Here is a 15,875-nt window from a genome sequence, read left to right on the forward strand (position 1 = left end):
AATGACCATAGGATGCCGATCAACGGCCCGTCAAGCACCGCCCCCCAAGCCCGAAGAGGCCTGTTCAAGGTCCGGACGGGCCGTCTTCCGGAAAAGCGCTCCTTTCGCGCGCGCGTACCCGCGTTGTACGTTCCTCCAAAGGGATGAAAGAGGCGCAGATGCTGCTCTCCGAACTGTTCGAGCCGCCAGAACTGCGGCTCCGGCTGCTGCACGCGGCCCGCGGCGCCTACGACCGACCGATCGGCCGGATCATCACCACCGACCTGCTCGAGCCCGGCACGTACCTCAACGGCGGCGAACTCGTCCTCACCGGCCTGGTCTGGCGCCGCAGCCCCAAAGACAGCGAAACCTTCGTCGCATCGGTAGCAGGCCGCGGCGCGACCACGATCCTGGCGGGCGCAGCGCTCCTCGGCGAGGTCCCCGACGACCTCCTCGAGGCCTGCCGCCGCCACCAGGTCACGCTCGTCGAGGTCCCCACCGAGATCGCCTTCGCCGACGTCACCGAGTACGTCGCGGCCGCCGGCTCAGCCGGTACCGGCGCCCGCCTGTCCGCAAGCCTCGTCCGCCAACGCCAGCTCCTCTCGGCCATCGCCTCCGGCCGCAGCCTCGACGAGCTGACCGCCCGGATCTCGACCGAGATCGGCCACGACTGCCGCGTCATCACGTCCACCGGCCGCCACGTAGTACCGGGCCCCGGACCGCTCGACGAGGAGACCCTCGACGCGATCACCAGGCGCTTCCTGACAGCGGATCGCACGCCCGCGGTCGCCGACGCGGCCGGTACGTCGTACAGCCTGTTCCCCATCGGATCGGGGCTCGGCAACCGCCTCACCGCCTGGCTGCTCGTCGTCGACGGCGACCACACGCAATGGGCCCGCGCCCACGTCGAAGCGGTCCAGGAACTGTGCGCGATCGCCGCTCTGGACCGCGTACGCCGCGACGAGGGCCGCCTCGCGCTACGCCCGCTAGTGGAGGACGCGCTGAGCCTGGTCGAATCCGGCGGCCCGCAAGCCGAGGTCGCGACCCGCCTCCGTCAGGCCGGCGTACAGGTCGATCGCCCGATGGCCGTCGCCGTGGCCGAGCTCAGGGACGACGGCCCGGTCGAGATCGCGCACTCGCTGATCGAGGATGTCGCCCTCACCGTCGGACCGGCTGTCGTCGCGGCCGGGCGGGACGGTTTGCTGGTCGCGTTGCTGCCCTGGTCTGCCGAGCTTCCCGACCTACTCCGGAGCGCATTCGGCCGGCTCGATCCCGGCCTGTCGCGGGCCAGACTCGCGGTCGGCGTCAGCGGCGAGACGACCGTCGACGCGCTGACCGGAGCGCTGGAGGAGGCACGGTTCGCGCAACGGGCGGCGCTGTCCGGGCGTACCCGGGTCTCGGTCGTCACCTCCGACGAGGTCGCCTCGCACGTCCTGCTGCTGGCGACCGTGCCCGACGACGTCCGGCGTACCTACGCGCACCGCGTCCTGGGCCCGGTGCTCGAGCACGATCGCCGGACCCGCGCCGATCTGCTGGCCACGCTGACGGAGTTCCTGGCGTGGTCAGGCTCCTGGTCGCGGACCGCGGAGTCGCTGCACCTGCACGTCAACACCGTTCGCTACCGGATCGAACGCGTCGAGCAACTGACCGGTCGCGATCTGTCGAACTTCGAGGACCGGGTGGACGTGTTCCTGGCCCTCAAGTCGCTCTGATTGGAGGATCCTCCAAAAGCGATCGATCCGATACCCCGCAAGTTCGGAGGTTTATCGGGTGCAATCAATCGCCGCCTGAGCCCAAGCTGTCGTGCAGGTCAGATCCGCCGCGACCCCTTGGAAGGTGCCGAAATGAAGGCAGAAACGCGACCGAGCCGCGCGAACCGTCATCCCGTCGACGAAGTCCTGTCGCCGGGCAAGCTCGCCGTCTACGGCACCCAGCACGTGCTGGCCTTCTACGCCGGCGCGGTGATCGTCCCGATTCTGCTGGCGAACTCGATCGGCCTGACCACGGCGCAGCTCGTGCACCTGATCAACGCCGACCTGTTCACCTGCGGGATCGCCTCGATCATCCAGTCGGTCGGCTTCTGGAAGGTCGGCGTCCGGCTGCCGCTGCTGCAGGGGGTGACGTTCACGGCCGTGTCGCCGATGATCGCGATCGGGCTCGCGGCCGGCGGTGGTACCAACGGCCTGCTGGTGATCTACGGCGCCGTCCTGGTCGCCGGGTTGGCCACCTTCTTCATCGCGCCGTTCTTCAGCAAGCTGATCCGGTACTTCCCTCCCGTCGTCACCGGCTCGGTGATCACGATCATCGGCCTGGCCCTGCTGCCGGTGGCCGCCGGCGACGCGACGGGTGGCGCTGGACCGACGTCGGACCCGACGAGCGGCAAGAACCTCGCCTACGCACTCGGCACGCTCGCGCTGATCGTCTTGATCCAGCGGGTCTTCAAGGGCTTCATGGCCACCGTCGCAGTACTGGCTGGCCTGGTCGTCGGCACGCTGGTCGCCTGGGCCTTCGGTGACGCGCACTTCGGTGCGGTCGGTGACGCGGCCTGGGTCGGTGTCACGCAGCCCTTCTACTTCGGCTGGCCCAAGTTCTCGATCGCCGCGATCATCTCGATGGTCGTCGTCATGCTGATCACCGCGGTGGAGACCACCGGGGACGTGTTCGCGACCGGTGAGATCGTGCAGAAGCGGATCAGCCGCGACGACATCGCCCGGGCGCTGCGGGCCGACGGCTTGGCGACCACCATCGGTGGCGTCTTCAACTCCTTCCCCTACACCTGCTTCGCCGAGAACGTCGGTCTGGTTCGGCTGACCCGGGTGAAGAGCCGGTGGGTGGTCGCGTCGGCGGGCGGGATCATGATCCTGCTCGGGCTGATCCCCAAGGCCGGTGCGATCGTGGCCGGCATTCCGCATCCCGTACTGGGTGGCGCCGCGCTGGCGATGTTCGCCACCGTCGCGGTCGTCGGCTTCCAGACCCTGGCCAAGGTCGACTTCCACGACCACCGCAATGTCGTGATCGTCGCGACCAGTGTGGGTCTGGCGATGTACGTCACCGCGCAACCGCAGATCTCCCAGGCGGTACCGGGCTGGGCCGAGATCATCTTCGGCAGCGGCATCACGCTGGGCAGCCTGACCGCCATCGGGCTGAACCTGCTCTTCCACCACGTCGGCAAGGACTTCGGGCCCGCTGTGGCCGGCCAGCCGACCGGGAGCGGACTGATCCGGCTCGACCAGGTGAACAAGATGAGCCGCGACGAGTTCGTGCAGACCTTCTCCGGACTGTTCCAGGGACCGACCTGGATGGTGGAGCGCGCTTGGGAGATGCGGCCCTTCAACGACACCCACGCGCTGCGGCGGTCGTTCCAGGAGGCGCTCTTCTCCGGGTCTGCTGAGGAGCAGCGTGAGTTGATCGGGTCGTATCCGCAGCTCGGGTCGCAGTTCGTTGCCGACGGGCTGAGTGGTGAGGCTTCACTGCGGGATCAGGCGACGCGTGGGCTGACCTTCCTCCCCGAGCAGGACCGGGACGAGTTGGCGGCGATCACCGCGGAGTACAAGGAGCGCTTCGGCTTCCCGCTCGTTATCTCGGTCAGGGATGCGGAGTCGTTCGACCGGATCGTCGAGCAGGGCCGGGCGCGGCTCGGCAACTGCGAGAACCAGGAGCACGCCGCCGCGCTGCTGGAGATCGCGAAGATCGCCGGCTACCGCTTCGACGACTTCCTGCAGGACGCGAACCCCATCCACAGTGCAAGGACCCGCTGGAGCCGACCATGACGACGATCAAGGTGAACGGCAAAGACGCCGGCCTCGACGGCGTGCCCGTCCACACCACCGTGCTGGACTGGCTTCGTGATCGCGGACTGACCGGTGCGAAGGAAGGTTGCGCCGAGGGCGAGTGCGGCGCTTGCTCCGTACTGGTCGCCCGCCCCGGCATCGACACCCCCACACAGTGGACCGCCATCAACGCCTGCCTACTCCCCGCCGCCTCCCTGGACGGCCAGGAGATCATCACCTCCGAAGGCCTGGGTAAGAGCACTGCCCTGCACCCCGTCCAACAAGAGATGGCCGTCCGGGGAGGCTCCCAATGCGGCTTCTGCACCCCCGGCTTCGTCTGCAGCATGGCCGCCGAGTACTACCGCCCGGACCGTACCGCCACCACTGCAGAGGCTGACCGAACTGCCGATGCTGACCGAACTGCCGCCGCTGACGGTGCCTGCGCCCACGAACACGGCCCCAACGGCTTCGACCTCCACGCCCTCAGCGGCAACCTCTGCCGCTGCACCGGCTACCGCCCCATCCGAGACGCCGCCTACGCCCTGGGCGAGCCCGCAGCCGATGACACCTTGGCGGCTCGTCGCTCATCGCCACCCCCTCCCCCGGTCGCCACCCAACTGTCGGTCAACGGCTCAGAGTTCCTCCGCCCTTCCACGCTGACCGAGGTACTAGACCTTCTCGCCAACCGCCCCGGGGCGCAGCTCGTGGCCGGCTCGACCGACGCCGGCGTCGAGGTCAACATCCGAGGCCAGCGCCCACCCCTGGTCATCGCCATCGACCGCCTACCCGAACTCCGCGAGTTCGACTTCGGGGTCAACGAGGTGCGGATCGGGGCGGCGTTGACGTTGAGCGAGATCGAGCGGTTGCTGGGTGGGCGGGTCCCGTTGCTGGCACAGCTCTTCCCGCAGTTCGCCTCTCGGTTGATCCGCAACGGCGCGACGATCGGCGGCAACCTCGGGACCGGGTCGCCGATCGGCGATACACCGCCGGCCCTCCTCGCCCTCGACGCGTCGCTCGTCTTGGCGTCGACCCGCGGTGAGCGCGTGGTGGCCTTGGCCGACTACTTCACGGGCTACCGGCAGACGCTCAAGGCGCCGGACGAGCTGATCCGCAGCATCGTGGTTCCGTTGCCATTGGCACCTATGACTGCTTTCCACAAGATCGCCAAACGGCGGTTCGATGACATCTCGAGTGTTGCTGTCGCGTACGCGGTGGAGGTTGTCGACGGAGTGGTCGAGCAGGCGCGGATCGGTCTGGGTGGGGTGGCGGCTACGCCGTTGCGGGCGCGAGCTACCGAGGACGCGTTGGTCGGACGGCCGTGGACCGAGCGGACCGTTCAAGAAGCGTCCGAAGTGCTCGCCGGGGAGGGGACTCCGATGGACGATCACCGGGCCAGTTCGGCGTACCGGTCGGCGATGCTCGGGCAGTCGCTGCTCAGGTTCTTCGCTCAGCATCTCGCAGCAGAGGGGGTCAGCGCATGAGCTCGCTGTCGCTTCGTCCTGAGAACTCGGTCGTCGGGCTGCCGTTGCCGCACGAGAGTGCCGCGTTGCATGTGACCGGCGAGGCCCTCTACACCGACGACCTGGTCATCCGCACCCACGACGTACTGCACGCGTGGCCGGTCCAGTCGCCGCATGCTCATGCGCGGATCCTCGACCTGCGGGTGAAGCCGGCGTACGACGTACCGGGCGTTGTCCGCGTCCTGACGTCCGAGGATGTGCCTGGCGTCAACGACGCCGGCGTCAAGCATGATGAGCCGCTGTTCCCGTCGGAGGCGATGTTCCACGGACACGCGATCTGCTGGGTGCTCGGTGAGACGCTGGAGGCTGCCCGGCTGGGTGCTTTGGCAGTCGAGGTCGAGTACGAGGAACTTCCTTCCTTGGTAACCGTCCGCGAAGCGATTGCCGCGGGCAACTTCCAGGGGATCGGCCGGCACCTGGAGAGCGGCGATGTCGAGGCAGCGCTTGCATCGGCACCGCATGTCTTCGAGGGCGAGTTCGAGTTCGCCGGCCAGGAACACTTCTACCTGGAGACGAACTCCGCCCTGGCGCTCATCGACGAGGGCGGCCAGATCTTCGTCCAGAGCAGCACGCAGCACCCATCGGAGACGCAGGAGATCATCGCCCACGTGCTCGGCGTCGCCAACCACGCGGTGACCGTCCAGTGCCTGCGGATGGGCGGCGGCTTCGGCGGCAAGGAGATGCAGCCACACGGCTTCGCGGCCATCGCGGCGCTCGGTGCGACGCTGACCGGCCGACCCGTACGGCTGCGGCTCAACCGCACCCAGGACGTCACGATGACCGGCAAGCGGCATGGCTTCCACAGCTCCTGGCGAGTCGGCTTCGACGACGACGGTCATCTGGTCGCGCTGGACGCAACGCTCACAGCCGACGGTGGCTGGAGTCTCGACCTGTCCGAGCCGGTGCTCGCCCGCGCGATGTGCCACATCGACAACGGGTACTCGATCCCCAACGTCCGCGTCGACGGCCGGATCGCCAAGACGAACAAGACGTCGCAGACCGCCTTCCGCGGCTTCGGCGGGCCGCAGGGCATGCTCGTCATCGAGGACATCCTCGGGCGGTGCGCGCCGAAGCTCGGGTACGACGCGATGGAGCTGCGGCGGCGCAACTTCTACCAGCCACTCGACAGCACGCCGTACGGGATGCCGGTCCGGCACGCCGAGCGGCTCGAGGCGTGCTGGAGCGAAGTACTGGAGACCGCGGACGTCGAGCGACGCAAGGTGGAGATCGAGGAGTTCAACGCCTCGCATCCGCATCTCAAGCGGGCGATCGCGATGACGCCGGTGAAGTTCGGGATCTCCTTCAACCTGACCGCGTTCAACCAGGCGGGCGCGCTGGTGCACGTCTACAAGGACGGCTCGGTGCTGATCAACCACGGCGGCACGGAGATGGGCCAGGGCCTGCACACGAAGATGCTGCAGGTGGCGGCGACCTCACTGGGCATTCCGCTGTCGCGGGTGCGGCTGGCGCCGACACGGACCGACAAGGTGCCCAACACGTCGGCGACGGCGGCGAGCTCGGGGGCCGATCTCAACGGAGCGGCGATCAAGAACGCGTGTGAGCAGATCCGCACGCGTCTCGAACAAGTTGCCGGGGGCAAGCTCGGGATCGGCGCGCATGATGTGCGCTTCGCCGACGGTGTCGTCCGCGGGCTGACCTTCGACAGTCCGACGCTCAGCTGGGAAGAGGTCGTCCACGCGGCGTACTTCCAGCGGGTGCAGCTGTGGGCGGCCGGCTTCTACCGGACCGAGGGCCTGCACTGGGATGCGAACGCGATGCGCGGCGAGCCGTTCAAGTACTTCGCGTACGGCGTGGCCGCCTCCGAGGTCGAGGTCGACGGCTTCACCGGTTCCTACACCCTGCGTCAGGTCGACATCGTCCACGACGTCGGCGACAGCCTCAGCCCGCTGATCGACATCGGCCAGATCGAAGGCGGCTTCGTCCAGGGCGCCGGCTGGCTGACCCTCGAAGACCTCCGCTGGGACGAAAGCACCGGCCCGAACCGCGGCCGGCTGGCCACCCAGGCAGCCAGCACCTACAAACTCCCCAGCTTCTCCGAGATGCCAGAAGTCTTCAACGTCCGCCTCCTCGAGAAGGCCCACGAAGACGGCGCGGTCTACGGCTCGAAGGCTGTCGGAGAACCCCCGCTGATGCTCGCCTTCTCCGTCCGCGAAGCGCTCCGCCAGGCAGCAGCTGCCTTCGGCCCGGCTGGAACGAGCGTGGATCTCGGCTGCCCCGCCACGCCGGAGGCGGTGTACTGGGCGCTGGACAAAGCCCGGGCGTGCTCCGCCTCTCCCAGCACGGGTGGGGCGTGATCGAGATGGAGTGGATGCGAGCGGTTCAGCGGCTGCGTGAGCAGCGTCAACCCGGAGTGCTGGTCACCGTGATGTCTGTTCGTGGGCACTCGCCTCGGGATGCCGGCGCCAAGATGGTCGTCTCCACGGACGAGGTCTGGGCGACCGTGGGCGGCGGCAACTTGGAAGCCGTTGCCATCGAGCGGGCGCGGGTGCTGCTTGCGGCGGGTGCGGGCGAACCCGAAGTACTGGAGTTTTCGTTGTCGGACAAGGCGCCGTTTCAGCAGGCGGTGCAGTGTTGTGGGGGTGAGGTGAAGTTGTTGCTGGAGCCGTTGCCGGTGGTTCCGTCGGTGGCGATCTTCGGGGTCGGTCATGTCGGGCTCGAACTGGCCCGCATCCTGGCACGGCACGATCTTGAGCTGCACCTCATCGACTCCCGCCCAGAGCAGCTCGTACCGGAAAGACTCTCAGTCCTGGACGACGCCGTGGCAGGCGTGCACGTGCACCACGTACCGGTCCTGCCCGAACTCGTGGTCGGCGAGCTCCCACCAGGCACGCACGCACTGGTGATGACCCACGACCACGCCGAGGACGCCGCCCTCTGCGACGCCGCGCTGCGCAACGGGCAGCTGGCGACGATCGGCCTGATCGGCTCGCGCGCCAAGTGGGCCCGATTCCGGCAGAAGCTCGCCGACGACGGCAACCCGGCCGAGGCGATCGACTCGATCACCACGCCGATCGGGCTGTCCGACCTGCCTGGCAAGGAGCCGGCCGTGATCGCGGTCAGCGTGGCCGCCTGGCTGCTCCAACTGTTTGTTGCCGAGCGCAACTCCGCGCCGGTTCACCGTGAGGCGAAAGCATGACGCTCTTCAGAGGAACCTTCCTCGACACACCCGAGAACCCGTTCACCGGTGGCACGCTCCGAGTCGCCACCGACGCAGCACTGCTCGTCGAGGACGGGCTGATCACCGCCCGCGGCAGCTACGCGGACCTGCGCGACGCCCACCCGGCCGAGCGCGTCGTCGACCTGACCGGCGGGCTCGTACTGCCCGGCTTCGTCGACACCCACGTCCACTTCCCGCAGATCCGCGCGGTCGGCGGGATGGGCATGCCCCTGCTCGAGTGGCTCGACCGCTACGCGCTCCCCGAGGAAGCCCGGATGGCCGACGACGCCTACGCCTCAGGCGTCGCCAACGAGTTCGTCCGCGGCCTCGCGGCAGCCGGTACGACGAGCGCGCTCGTCTTCGGCGCCCATTTCGCCTCCGCCGTCGACACCCTCTTCACCGCCGCCTCCCGCGTCGGCCTCCGGATCACGAGCGGCCTGGTCGTCAGCGACCGCATCATCCGCGCCGACCTACTCACCACTCCGGAGCGCGCGTACGCCGAGTCGCTCGCGCTGGCCGCCCGCTGGCACGGCGTCGGCCGCAACCGGTACGCCGTGACGCCCCGCTTCTCCCTCTCCTGCACCGACGACCTCCTCGCAACCTGCCACACGATCCTCGAGGAGATCCCCGGCGCCCTCTTCACCTCGCACCTCAACGAGAACGAGGCCGAGATCGCCACCGTGACCGAGCTCTTCGGCGGCAGCGACTACGTCAGTACCTACGACAAGCACGGCCTGGTCGACCACCGCAGCGTGCTGGCCCACAACGTCCACCCGACCGACGTCGAGCTCAAGCTGCTCGGCGACAGCGGCGCGACGGTCGCCCACTGCCCGACGAGCAACGCGGCGCTCGGGAGCGGGCTGTTCCCGCTCACCCGGCACCTCGATCACGGCGTACGGGTCGCGCTCGGGTCCGATGTCGGCGCTGGTACCGGCTTCTCGTTGTTGAAGGAAGGCCTGCAGGCGTACTTCTGCCAGCAACTGATGGGCGACCGCGGCCTGGCCCTCAACTCCGCCCACTTGTTGCACTTGGCAACAACTGCTGGAGCATCGGCGCTGGGCCTGGACGATGTCGGCGAGCTGAGTGTCGGCAAGCGCTTCGATGCGCAACTACTCCGGCCGGCCGACGGCTCGCCGCTGGCGATCGGCCTGGAGCACGCCGAGGATGCCGAGGACGCGCTGGCCCGGGCCTTCACCCTCGGTACGCCGGCCGACGTCCGTGCCGTCTGGATCGACGGTCAACTGGTCAACGACGTGGAGGTCGGATGAACCTGCAGGAATTCGACCTCGCGCCGGCCGACGAGCTGCGCCCGCTGCTCGCCGCCTGCTGCGACGTCCCGCGCTGGGTCGACCGCATCCTCGAGGCCCGCCCGTACGCCGATCTCGCCGCCCTCACCAAGGTCGCCGACGAAGCGTCCCGCTCCCTGACCTCCGACGAGGTCGCCCAGGCACTCGCCGCCCACCCCCGGATCGGCGACCGCGCCGAAGGCTCGAGCACCGAAGCAGCCTGGTCCCGCAAGGAACAGTCCGGCGTCGGCGACGACCCCGCTGTCCGCTCGGCCTTGGCCGATGGCAACCGCGCCTACGAGGAACGCTTCAACCGCGTCTTCCTCATCTGCGCCACCGGCCTGTCGGCGACCGAGATGCTCACCGCGCTGCGCGAACGCCTCACGAACGACGACGCGACCGAAGCGGCCGTAGTACAAGAGGAACTCCGCAAGATAGCCCACCTCCGCCTAGCGAAGGCGATCACATGACCACCCTCTCCACCCACGTCCTCGACACCGCCCTGGGCAAGCCGGCCCAAGGCGTCCCGGTCACTCTCAGCCGTCTCGAACCGGCCGTCCTGACACTCGGCACCGCAACCACCGATCAAGACGGGCGGATCGGCAGCCTGACCACCAAGGAACTCTCAGCCGGCACCTATCAACTGAGGTTCGACACCGCCGCCTACGCGCGGGCGACCAAGCAGGACATCTTCTTTCCCGAGGTCGTCGTGACCTTTCTGATCTCCGATGAGCGGCACTACCACGTTCCGCTGCTGCTCAGTCCGTTCGCCTTTTCCACTTATCGAGGGAGCTGATCCGATGGCGATCCACCTGGGAGCCAATCAGTACGGCAAGGCCGAGAGCCGCGTCGTCCGCATCTACCGCGACACGCCCCGGCACCAGATCCGCGACCTCAACGTCTCGTCGGCCTTGCGCGGCCGGTTCGAGGACGCCCACATCACCGGCGACCAGTCCGCGGTCCTGCCGACCGACACCCAGAAGAACACCGCCTTCGCCTTCGCCAAGGAGAAGGGCATCGACTCGATCGAGGAGTTCGCGCTCACGCTGGCCGATCACTTCCTCGAAGCCTCCGCCGCGGCAGACGGCGCCCGGGTCGAGATCGAGGAGTACAACTGGGAACGCATCTCCGTCGACGGCGCCGGCCACGACCACTCGTTCGTCCGCAGCGGCGCCGGCATCCGTACTACGGTCGTCAACGTCGACGGTCGAGGCGACGACCGCAAAGCGCATGTCGTCTCGGGGATCCGCGCCCTGACCGTGCTCAAGTCGACCGGCTCCGAGTTCCACGGCTTCCTCAAGGACAAGTACACGACCTTGAAGGAGACCGACGACCGCATCCTCGCGACCTCGCTGGTCGCCCGCTGGCGCTACGACCACACCGACGTCGACTGGGACAAGTCGTACGACGAGATCAAGAGCCTGCTGCTGGAGAAGTTCGCGACGATCCACAGTCTCGCGCTGCAGCAGACCCTGTACGGGATGGGCGAGGCGGTCCTGGAGCGCCACCCGGAGGTCGCGGAGATCAAGTTCTCGGCACCCAACAAGCATCATTTCCTGGTCGACCTGAGCCCGTTCGAGGTGGAGAACCCCGGTGAGGTCTTCATCGCGGCGGACCGTCCGTACGGCCTGATCGAGGCGTCCGTCGTCCGTGACGACGCAACGGACGCCGGGTCGGCCTGGCACGCAGTACCGGGTTTCTGTTGATCGTCATCGACGGCGCGGCCGTGGTCACGCTCGACCGGGAACGCCGGGAGCTGACCACCGGCCATGTCGTTGTCGACGGCAACCGGATCGTGGCGGTCGGGCCGGGGCCGGCGCCGGCCCTTGGCGCAGCGCGGGTGATCGACGCACGCGGGTGTCTGGTGACGCCCGGGTTCGTCAACACCCATCAGCATCTGTACCAATGGGTGACGCGTGGACTCGCAGTCGACTCAACTCTCTTCGGCTGGCTCAACACTCTGTACCCCGTCTGGGCCGGCATCGACGAGGAGTCGGTGCACGTCGCAGCACAAGGCGCGCTGGCCCAACTGGCGCGCACCGGCTGCACAACGGCCTCGGACCACCACTACGTCTTTCCCCGGCGAGGGGGTGATGTCCTGGAAGCCGAGATCACCGCGGCCTCTGAGGTCGGACTGCGGTTCCACCCGGCCCGCGGCTCGATGGACCTCAGCCAGAAGGACGGCGGGTTGCCGCCTGACTCGGTGGTCGAGGACCGCGAGGAGATCCTGCTCGCGACCGAGGCCGCGATCGACCGGTGGCATGACCCTTCGCCGGATTCGATGCTGCAGGTCGTGGTCGCTCCCTGCTCGCCGTTCAGCGTCACCGGCGACCTCATGCGGGAGTCGGCAGAGCTGGCTCGGCGCAAGGGCGTTCGGTTGCATACGCATCTGGCCGAGACGACCGATGAGGCGGAGTGGTGCGACGAGCGGTTCGGCTGTACGCCGTCGGAGTACGCGGCTGAGCTGGGCTGGACCGGCTCGGACGTGTGGTTCGCGCACGGCATCCACTTCGACGACGCGGAGATCAAGCGGCTGGGCTCGACGGCCACGGGAGTCGCGCATTGCCCCAGCTCGAATGCTCGCCTCGGCGCCGGGATCGCTCGTGTCGCCGATCTGCGAGCGGCCGGTTGTCCGGTCGGGCTCGGGGTGGATGGTGCTGCCAGCAATGAGGCCGGCAGTCTGCTCGAGGAGTTGCGCCATGCGTTGCTGTTCGCGCGCGCTCGTGGTGGGCCGCAGGCTCTCGACGTACGGACGGCTCTGGAATTGGCGACGCTGGATGGCGCACGGATCCTGGGCCGCTCGGACGAGATCGGCTCTTTGGAGGTCGGCAAGTTGGCCGACCTCGCCGTCTGGCGACTCGACACCCTCGCTCACGCGGGCATTGACGACCCCGTTGCCGCCTTGGTCCTGGGCGCTCCCCCGCCCCTGGAGCTGCTCCTCGTCAACGGCCGTCCCGTCGTTGAGCACGACACGGTCGTCACCGTCGACGAACCGATCCTGGCCGAGCAGGTGGCAAGGACCCAGCGCACACTTCTGAGGAGCATCAGTGGATGAACAGCTGTTTGCCGAACTCGACCGACGGCTGTCCGACGCCGACGAGGCGCTGACGACCCTCTACCCGGGCGATCGTGGAGTCCGGCAGCCGATCCACACCGTGTATGTGCCGGCCGATCGATTCCTGGTCGGCACCGTCGACGAGTGGGCGGAACAGGCTCGGGCTGTACTACGGGAGCACGGTGGGTCGGTCGCTGAGCTGACCGAAGTACTGGGTTTGCCTGCTGATCATGCTGTCGAGGTCTACGACCGTGTTTGCGCCAAGCTGACGCGGGAGCCGATCGAGGACCTGCGGATCGACTTCGAGGACGGCTATGGAGTCAGGCCGTACGAGCAGGAGGACAAGGCTGCGGCCAGCGCCGGCCAGGCGTTGGCGTCGCTGGTCAACGTGGGCACGGCTCCGCCGTACCACGGGCTCCGGATCAAGTCGCTCGAGGCTGTCAGCCGTCGGCGTGGGGTCCGAACGCTGACGCTGTTCGTCGGTGAGCTGGCCGAGGCCGGTGCGTTGACGGACGGGTTCGTGATCACGCTCGCCAAGGTCACGTCGGTCGCGCAGATCTCGGCGATGGTGGTGGTGCTGGATTCGGTTGAGCGATCGCTCGGGTTGGCTTCGGGGTCGTTGCGGTTCGAGATCCAGGTGGAGACGCCGCAGGCGATTCTCGGGGCGGACGGTACGACGCCGCTGCCGGCGATGATCCGGGCGGGTGCGGGGCGAGTGACTGGGCTGCACTACGGCACCTATGACTACTCAGCTTCGCTTGGCGTCGCAGCGGCGTACCAGAGCATGGAGCATCCGGTCGCCGACCACGCGAAGGACGTCATGCAGTTGGCTGCGGCCGGTACCGGCGTCTTCGTCTGCGATGGCTCCACCAACGTACTGCCCGTCGGCTCCCGCGAGCAGGTCCACGCCGCATGGCGTCTCCACCAACGCCTGGTCCGCCGCTCCCTCGAACGCGGCATCTACCAAGGCTGGGACATGCATCCCGCGCAACTACCAAGCCGCTACCTCGCGACCTACCTCTTCTACCGCGAAGGCCTTGGTACTGCGGCCGCCCGGCTGCGCGCCTACGTCGAAGGAGGCACCTCCGGCTACCTGGACGAGCCCGCCACAGCCGCCGCCCTGGCCGGCTTCGTCCTCCGCGGTCTCGAGTGCGGCGCCCTCGATCCCACAGAACTCGACAAGCTGATCGGTGTAGACCCCGCCGGCCTCTCGAAACTCGCTCGCCGCCCCCTCCGCTCCTGAAATCCCTCGGTACTTCCGCCATCTGTGGTTAAACTTCCATAATCCGGAAGTACCGAGGAGATCGGAGCCCCACATGGCGGAGCCGGCTGGGACAGTGCCAGATGGTGCTGGGCCGAAGAGTCGCACTGGGAGCGTGCAGTCTATTGAGCGGGCGTTCGCTCTGCTCGAGATGATGGCTGATGCGGGTGGGATGGTGCCGTTGTCGCAGCTCGCGACCAGCTCCGGGCTTCCGTTGCCGACGATCCACCGGCTGGTCCGGACGCTGGTCGATCTCGGGTACGTCCGGCAGGAGCCGTCTCGCCAGTACGTCCTCGGCCCCCGGCTGATCCGGCTCGGCGAGGCGTCCTCGCACATGCTCAGCATCTGGGCCCGCCCGCACCTGGCCCAGCTGGTCGACCAGGTCGGTGAGTCGGCCAACATGGCGATGCTCGACGGGGATCAGATCGTGTACCTGGCCCAGGTACAGTCCCGCCACTCCATGCGCATGTTCACCGAGGTCGGCCGCCGCGTCCTCCCGCACTGCACAGCGGTCGGCAAAGCCATCCTCTCCAAGCTCCCCGAGCCAGAGGTCCGCGACCTCCTCCACCGCACCGGCATGCCGCAGCACACCTCCACCACCATCACCAACCCCGACGAGTTCATCGCCCAACTCCACAAGGCCGAATCAGACGGCTACGCCCTGGACGAGGGCGAACAGGAGCAAGGCGTCCGCTGCATCGCAGTACCAGTCCCCGACGCCCCGTCCCGCCTAGCCCTCTCCCTCTCCGGCCCCGCCGGCCGAATGACCGAAGACCTCCTCCACCAAGCAGTCCCCCTCCTGACCCAAGCCGCCAAGTCCCTCTCCGACGACCTCCGCTAGCCATTCCCCTCTCACCCACCTCGTACTGCGGGAGCGACCTCGTGGGCGAAGAGGTTGACCTGGTCGAGAGTCAGGGTCTCCGGCCAGAGGACGAAGCCGCGGAACGGCGTGTTGGTGGCCAGTTCCGACAGCAGCGTCACCCATTGGTCGACGGAGCCGCGGAGTGGGCGGTCGCCGACCAGGTCGGTGCCGTTGGCAACGTTCTCGGGGGTGATGGTTCCGACTACTTGAGCGATCCGTAGGACGTCGCCGGGATCGCGCCCGGCCTCGCGGGCGCCCGCGTCGATGGCTGCATGAGCGTCCGCCCAGCTCTCGTACGGCAGATACGACGGAATCGGCGCGGCCCACCCATCAGCGATCCGGCCGGTCAACCGATTGGCGCGCGGCCCAACGGACCCGAACCAGATGCCGATCGAGTGCGCGGGCGCCGGTCCAGCATGCACACCGCGGACGTGATGAAACTCCCCGTCCACCCGCGCCGTCTCGCCCGCACGCCACAACGCCCGGATGACCTCGACGCCCTCCTCGAGCGCCTTGAGCGCCTCCCCCGGCTTCAGCTCGCCACCGCCCATGGCCGCGACCGCGTGCCACGCAGCCCCGCTCCCCAGGCCGAGTTCGAAACGTCCACCAGACAGCAGATCCAGCGTCGCCGCGGCCTTGGCCAGCATCGCCGGCGGTCGCAGCGGAAGATTCGCGACGTCCGGGAACACCCGGATCCTGGAGGTCTTGTCGAGCAGGTGACCCATCAGAGTGAACGTGTCCAGGAACTCCCCCACATACGGATGATCCTGTACGCCGAACAGCTCCAGCCCACCCTCATCCGCCGCCCGCGCGACCTCGACCGTGAACTCCACCGCCCCGGCCCGCGGCGGCGCCTGCACCCCGAACAGCAACTCAGTCATCCGCGAACCCTCCAGGCTCGGTCACTCTCACCACAAGTATCGCCCGACGAGGAGGTGGCACCGGCCCTCGGCGCGGACCTCCG

13 protein-coding genes are annotated in these 15,875 nt (G+C 68.3%); 12 read left to right on the forward strand and 1 reads right to left on the reverse strand.

All coding sequences use genetic code 11. From position 1 onward, the window contains the following. Positions 1 to 158: 158 nt before the first annotated feature. The 12 genes from ABD116_RS07130 to ABD116_RS07185 all read left to right on the forward strand — a co-directional run bounded on the left by ABD116_RS07130 (position 159) and on the right by ABD116_RS07185 (position 14,890). On the forward strand, positions 159 to 1,691 hold the full coding sequence (locus ABD116_RS07130) for a PucR family transcriptional regulator (RefSeq protein ID WP_343966121.1): 1,533 nt from the start codon (positions 159 to 161) through the stop codon (positions 1,689 to 1,691). Positions 1,692 to 1,823: 132 nt separating this feature from the next. Next, entirely contained in the window at positions 1,824 to 3,749 is a 1,926-nt protein-coding gene (uraD, locus tag ABD116_RS07135) for a 2-oxo-4-hydroxy-4-carboxy-5-ureidoimidazoline decarboxylase (protein ID WP_343966124.1), read from the forward strand. Next, complete coding sequence (locus ABD116_RS07140) at positions 3,746 to 5,230, forward strand: xanthine dehydrogenase small subunit (RefSeq protein WP_343966126.1); 1,485 nt, start codon at positions 3,746 to 3,748, stop codon at positions 5,228 to 5,230. Before uraD (ABD116_RS07135) ends, ABD116_RS07140 begins: the two co-directional genes overlap by 4 nt. Further along, the gene (gene xdhB, locus ABD116_RS07145; protein WP_343966128.1) at positions 5,227 to 7,584 is read left to right on the forward strand and encodes a xanthine dehydrogenase molybdopterin binding subunit; all 2,358 of its coding nucleotides are present in this window, start codon (positions 5,227 to 5,229) and stop codon (positions 7,582 to 7,584) included. Before ABD116_RS07140 ends, xdhB begins: the two co-directional genes overlap by 4 nt. A 14-nt stretch (positions 7,585 to 7,598) precedes the next feature. Then, complete coding sequence (gene xdhC / locus ABD116_RS07150) at positions 7,599 to 8,426, forward strand: xanthine dehydrogenase accessory protein XdhC (protein WP_343966130.1); 828 nt, start codon at positions 7,599 to 7,601, stop codon at positions 8,424 to 8,426. Further along, positions 8,423 to 9,715 (forward strand): guanine deaminase, encoded by a 1,293-nt coding sequence (gene guaD / locus ABD116_RS07155; RefSeq protein ID WP_343966132.1) that lies wholly within the window; start codon positions 8,423 to 8,425, stop codon positions 9,713 to 9,715. The genes xdhC and guaD overlap by 4 nt, the downstream gene beginning before the upstream one ends. After that, entirely contained in the window at positions 9,712 to 10,203 is a 492-nt protein-coding gene (gene uraD / locus ABD116_RS07160; protein WP_343966134.1) for a 2-oxo-4-hydroxy-4-carboxy-5-ureidoimidazoline decarboxylase, read from the forward strand. Before guaD ends, uraD (ABD116_RS07160) begins: the two co-directional genes overlap by 4 nt. Continuing rightward, positions 10,200 to 10,529, forward strand: coding sequence for a hydroxyisourate hydrolase (gene uraH, locus ABD116_RS07165; protein ID WP_343966136.1), 330 nt, complete (start codon positions 10,200 to 10,202; stop codon positions 10,527 to 10,529). Before uraD (ABD116_RS07160) ends, uraH begins: the two co-directional genes overlap by 4 nt. Positions 10,530 to 10,533: 4 nt before the next feature. Then, positions 10,534 to 11,439 carry a factor-independent urate hydroxylase gene (pucL, locus tag ABD116_RS07170; protein ID WP_343966138.1) on the forward strand — a complete coding sequence of 302 codons (906 nt, stop codon included), beginning with the start codon at positions 10,534 to 10,536 and terminating at the stop codon, positions 11,437 to 11,439. After that, a complete protein-coding gene (locus tag ABD116_RS07175) occupies positions 11,436 to 12,788 on the forward strand; it encodes an 8-oxoguanine deaminase (protein ID WP_343966141.1) in 1,353 nt (450 codons plus the stop codon). Before pucL ends, ABD116_RS07175 begins: the two co-directional genes overlap by 4 nt. Then, on the forward strand, positions 12,781 to 14,031 hold the full coding sequence (locus ABD116_RS07180; protein ID WP_343966143.1) for a DUF6986 family protein: 1,251 nt from the start codon (positions 12,781 to 12,783) through the stop codon (positions 14,029 to 14,031). Before ABD116_RS07175 ends, ABD116_RS07180 begins: the two co-directional genes overlap by 8 nt. A 133-nt stretch (positions 14,032 to 14,164) precedes the next feature. Beyond that, positions 14,165 to 14,890 carry an IclR family transcriptional regulator gene (locus tag ABD116_RS07185; RefSeq protein ID WP_343966145.1) on the forward strand — a complete coding sequence of 242 codons (726 nt, stop codon included), beginning with the start codon at positions 14,165 to 14,167 and terminating at the stop codon, positions 14,888 to 14,890. Between the two features lie 11 nt (positions 14,891 to 14,901). Here ABD116_RS07185 and ABD116_RS07190 read toward each other — a convergent pair whose 3' ends face one another. Further along, entirely contained in the window at positions 14,902 to 15,792 is an 891-nt protein-coding gene (locus ABD116_RS07190; protein WP_343966147.1) for an LLM class flavin-dependent oxidoreductase, read from the reverse strand. Between the last annotated feature and the right edge of the window lie 83 nt (positions 15,793 to 15,875).

Source organism: Kribbella koreensis, assembly GCF_039525325.1.
Lineage (GTDB): Bacteria > Actinomycetota > Actinomycetes > Propionibacteriales > Kribbellaceae > Kribbella > Kribbella koreensis.